This is a genomic window from Actinotalea sp. JY-7885, assembly GCF_014525465.1.
Classification (GTDB): domain Bacteria; phylum Actinomycetota; class Actinomycetes; order Actinomycetales; family Cellulomonadaceae; genus Actinotalea.
Window position 1 is genome coordinate 1 of sequence record NZ_JACEXH010000218.1, and the last position, 4,685, is coordinate 4,685.

The 4,685-nt window shown below is 75.4% G+C and carries 4 protein-coding genes; all 4 read right to left on the reverse strand.

Annotated features, from left to right (window positions below):
* Positions 1–1,530, reverse strand: a 1,530-nt coding sequence (locus IDM29_RS15030) for an acetyl/propionyl/methylcrotonyl-CoA carboxylase subunit alpha (protein ID WP_188037721.1), incomplete at its 3' end; no start/stop codon positions are given.
* 102 nt (positions 1,531–1,632) lie between these two features.
* The gene (locus IDM29_RS15035; protein WP_182113357.1) at positions 1,633–2,304 is read right to left on the reverse strand and encodes a nucleoside triphosphate pyrophosphatase; all 672 of its coding nucleotides are present in this window, start codon (positions 2,302–2,304) and stop codon (positions 1,633–1,635) included.
* A 67-nt stretch (positions 2,305–2,371) separates the two neighbouring features.
* Positions 2,372–4,099: a DUF885 domain-containing protein gene (locus IDM29_RS15040; protein WP_182113358.1), complete on the reverse strand. Its 1,728-nt coding sequence runs from the start codon at positions 4,097–4,099 to the stop codon at positions 2,372–2,374.
* 58 nt (positions 4,100–4,157) lie between these two features.
* Positions 4,158–4,538, reverse strand: coding sequence for a YchJ family protein (locus IDM29_RS15045; RefSeq protein WP_182113359.1), 381 nt, complete (start codon positions 4,536–4,538; stop codon positions 4,158–4,160).
* Between the last annotated feature and the right edge of the window lie 147 nt (positions 4,539–4,685).

The following is a 4,685-nucleotide window of genomic DNA, read 5'->3' on the forward strand; positions in this document are numbered from 1 at the left end:
GCGCGGTCGCGCGGTCCCGGGCCGCCCGCGCCCGCCGCCGAGGCCGAGCCCGGCGGGCAGGACGACCTCGATGCGCTTGCCGCCGACCTCGACGACCACGCGCTCGGTGCGCCGCTCCTGCGGCTCGTCGTCGCCCGTCCTGTCGGGCGTGGCGCCGAGCGCGGCGACCGTGTCCGCGAACTCGGTCTCGATCCACCGCGTGTGGATGGTGAACGGCTCCTGCGGGTCCGCGGGGACGAAGGCGGGGGAATCGAGGACGGCCCGGTGGAAGGGGACGACCGTGGGGATGCCGACCACCTCGAGCTCGGCCAGCGCCCGGCGGGCGCGCTCGACCGCCTGCCGGCGCGTCGCGCCCGTGACGACGAGCTTGGCGATCATCGAGTCGAAGGCGCCAGAGACCGTGTCGCCCTCGACGACGCCGCTGTCCACGCGGACACCGGGGCCGGCGGGAAGGCGCAGGCGCGTGATCCGGCCGGGGGAGGGCAGGAAGCCGCGGGCCGGGTCCTCGCCGTTGATCCGGAACTCGATCGAGTGGCCGCGCACGGCGACCTGGTCGTAGCCGAGGGGCTCGCCGGCGGCGATGCGCAGCTGCTCGCGCACGAGGTCGATGCCCGTGACCTCCTCCGTCACCGGGTGCTCGACCTGCAGGCGGGTGTTGACCTCGAGGAAGGAGACGGTGCCGTCGCGCGCGACGAGGAACTCGCAGGTCCCGGCGCCGACGTAGCCGGCCTCGCGCAGGATCGCGATCGACGCGTCGCGCAGGAGCGTCTCCTGCGCCGGGGTGAGGAACGGCGCGGGCGCCTCCTCGACGAGCTTCTGGTGGCGGCGCTGGAGCGAGCAGTCCCGGGTCGAGACGACGACGACCGTGCCGTGCTGGTCCGCGAGGCACTGCGTCTCGACGTGGCGCGGCGCGTCGAGGTAGCGCTCGACGAAGCACTCGCCCCGCCCGAACGCCGCCGTCGCCTCCCGGACGGCGGAGTCGTAGAGCTCCGCGATCTCGGCGGCCTCGCGCGCGACCTTCAGGCCACGGCCGCCGCCGCCGAACGCCGCCTTGATCGCGATGGGCAGGCCGTGCTCCTCGGCGAACGCCTGCACCTCCTCGGCCCCCGTGACGGGGTCGGGCGTGCCCGCGACGAGCGGCGCGCCGGCGCGGTGTGCGATGTGGCGCGCGCTGACCTTGTCGCCGAGCGCCTCGATGGCGGCGGGCGGCGGGCCGATCCAGGTCAGCCCGACGTCGATCACCGCCTGCGCGAAGCCCGCGTTCTCGGCGAGGAAGCCGTACCCGGGGTGGACGGCGTCGGCGCCCGAGCGGCGGGCGACGTCGAGCAGCTTGGCGACGTCGAGGTACGTCTCGGCCGCGCGGGTGCCGCCGAGCGCGAACGCCTCGCCCGCGAGCGCGACGTGCAGGGCCTCGCGGTCCTGGTCGGCGTAGACCGCGACGCTCGCGATGCCGGCGTCGGCGCAGGCCCGGGCGATGCGGACGGCGATCTCACCACGGTTGGCGATCAGGACCTTGTGGATTCCGGGCACGGCTCACCGTAACGTCACGCGCCCCGCCCGTTCACGCACCGGACGCGGCGTCGTCGCACCTTGTACGGATCCACAACCGGCGTCGGCCGGGCTTTGTCGGGATCAGCCACGCCAGAGGCGGTGCAGCGGCAGCCCGAGCTCGGCGAGCAGCTCGCGCAGCAGGGGCAGGCTCAGCCCCACGACGCCGTGGTGGTCACCCTCGATCCCCGTGACGAACGGGCCTCCCAGGCCGTCGACGGTGAAGGCACCCGCGACCTTGAGGGGCTCGCCCGTCGCGACGTAGGCGTCGATCTCCTCGTCGGACAGGTCCGCGAAGTGCACCACCGTGGAGGACACGCCGCCCACGGTGCCGCCGCTGCCGGCGCCCGGGCCGACGGGCCGCAGGTCCACGAGCCAGTGCCCGGTGTGGAGGACGCCGCTCCGGCCGCGCATCGTGCGCCACCGCTCGACCGCCTGCGCGGCGTCGGCCGGCTTGCCGAACGCACGCCCGTCGAGCTCCAGCATCGAGTCGCACCCCACGACGACGACGTCGTCCGCGTCCTCGACGCCGGCCTCACCCAGCGCGTCCTCGTCGAGGCGGCCGGCGACGTCCTGGGCCTTGGCGTGGGCGAGGAGCAGCACCGCGTCGGCGGGGTCCAGGGGCCCGTCCGTCGACGAGGCCGCCAGGACGGCGTCCTCGTCGACCCGGGACACCTGCACGACGGCGTCGATGCCGGCCGAGCGGAGCAGGGCGCGGCGGGCGGGGGAGGCGGAGGCGAGCACGAGGGAGGTCACCGCGGCAGGGTAGCCGCGGCGACCTCCCGTCGCGTCGTCGGGCGCGGGCGCCCTCGGGTGCGTCCGGTCAGCGCGCGAGCGCCTCGCGCAGCACGTCCAGGCCCACCGAGCCGAGAGCCAGCGAACGGGCGTGGAACGCGCGCAGGTCGAACTCCTCGCCGCGCGTGGCCGCGGCGGCCGCCGCCTCGTCGCGCGCCGTCTCCCAGAGGCGCTGGCCGATCTTGTACGCCGGCGCCTGGCCGCCCCAGCCCAGGTAGCGGTTCAGCTCGAAGCGCAGGAACGCCTCGGGCATGTTGACGTTCGCGGACAGGAAGTCCCACGCCTTGTCGGCGTCCCACGTCCCGCCGCCCCAGCGCTCCGGGCACGGCAGCCCGAGGTGCACACCGAGGTCGAGGACGACGCGAGCGGCGCGCATGCGCTGCCCGTCGAGCATCCCGAGGCGGTCGCCCGGGTCGTCGAGGAAGCCGAGGTCGGCCATGAGGCGCTCGGCGTACAGGGCCCAGCCCTCGCCGTGGCCGCTGACCCAGCAGGCGAGGCGGCGCCAGCTGTTGAGCGTCGCCCGCTCGTAGACGGCCTGGCCCACCTGGAGGTGATGGCCGGGGACGCCCTCGTGGTAGACGGTCGTCTTCTCGCGCCACGTCGTGTGCGTGGTGACCTCCGGCGGCACGGACCACCACATGGTGCCCGGGCGGGAGAAGTCGTCCGAGGGGCCGGTGTAGTAGATGCCGCCGTTCTGGGTGGGCGCGATGCGGCACGCGAGGCGCAGGATCGGCTCGGGGATGTCGAAGTGCACGCCGTTCAGGGCGGCGACCGCGGCGTCCGACGTCTCCTGCATCCACGCCTGGAGGGCGTCGTTGCCGTGCAGGACGCGGGCCGGGTCCTGGTCCAGCACCGCCACCGCGTCGGCGACCGAGGCGCCGTCGCCGGCGATCTGCGCGGCGACCGCCTCCTGCTCGGCGATGACGCGGTCCAGCTCCTCCAGGCCCCACCGGTACGTCTCGTCGAGGTCGACGCGGGCGCCGAGGAAGTATCGCGACCACAGGGCGTAGCGCTCGCGGCCGAACGCGTCGGCCTGCGGCGCCTGCGCGATGAGCTCCTCGCGCAGGAACTCGGCGATGCGGGCGTACGCCTGCTTCGCGGCCGCGGCGCCCTCGGACAGGTCACGCCGGATCGCCTGGCACGCGGCGGAGTCGTCGAGCGCGGCGTCGACCGTCGTGCCCGTGACGAAGGAGTCGAAGAACGACCCGTCGCCCGAGAGCTCGTCGGCCTGCGTGATGCACTCCAGGACCTGGCGCACGGCGGCCACGCGCCCCCGCGACGCGGCGAGCCGCAGCGACTCGATGACGCCGTCGGCGGCACCGGGCAGCGCGTTCAGGCGTGCCGCGATGTTCTCCCAGTGCTCGGGGGTCGACGTCGGCATGACGTCGAAGATGTCCCGCAGCTCCTGGACCGGGGACGCGATGTTGTTCAGCGAGCCGAGGAGCTCGTTCGCGTCGTGCAGCTCGAGCTCCAGGCCGATGCGCTCGCGCATGGCGTCGAGCGTGACGCGGTCGACGTCGTCCTGCGGGTCGACGCGGTCGAGCTCGCCCAGCACGGCGCGCGCGGCGTCGGCCTGCGCCCGCCAGCCGGCGGGCGAGAAGTCGGTCATGAGGTGGTCGTACCCGGCGAGCCCCATCGCGGTCGCGGCGAGCGGGTTCAGGCGGGCGGTCGTCTCGACGTAGGCGTCGGCGATCGCGTCGATCGGGGTGGGCTCCCGGTGGGCCGGGGCCCCGGTGGTGCTGTGGTCGGTCGTCATGTACGGACCCTAACGAGGCTCGCGTGCGCGGGGAACGTCGTTCCGTGACGCGGGCTCGTCAGCCGGCGTCGACGTCGCCGTCGACGTAGAGCCAGCGGCCGGCGCGCCGCTCGAACCGGCTGCGTTCGCGCAGGTCGCCGTCGACGTGGCGGGCGACGAACTCGACGACACCCGTCGCGTCGTCGTCGCCGCCCCGGGTGCCGAGCACCTCCAGGCCCCGCCAGCCCGGGTCGGGGGCGAGCGACAGGTCGTGCGGGCGGGTGCGCGGGTGCCAGGTCGCCAGCAGGTAGGCGGCCTCGCCGCGCACGAAGGCGGTGTAGCGCGAGCGCATGAGCTCCTCGGGCGTCGCGGCGAGGCCGTCGCCCCGGTGCAGACGTCCGCAGCACAGGTCGTCGCGGACGCCGGACCCGCACGGGCAGGGGGCCGTCGGTCGCGTCATGAGCGACCGCTCCACCGCCAGGCGTCCGTGCCGGGGGCGAGCGGGATGCGGGGCGCGCCGAAGGCGGCCGCCGCGCGCCACCGGCGCACTGCGTCGGCCTCGCCGGCTGCCGCGGGCGCCGTCACCGCGGGTGCGACCGGGGTGCCG

Excerpts from the sequence above, each read along its gene's own strand:
- IDM29_RS15040 (WP_182113358.1), bottom strand. The coding sequence starts at position 4,099 with ATGACGACCGACCACAGCACCACCGGGGCCCCGGCCCACCGGGAGCCC.
- IDM29_RS15045 (WP_182113359.1), bottom strand. The coding sequence starts at position 4,538 with ATGACGCGACCGACGGCCCCCTGCCCGTGCGGGTCCGGCGTCCGCGAC.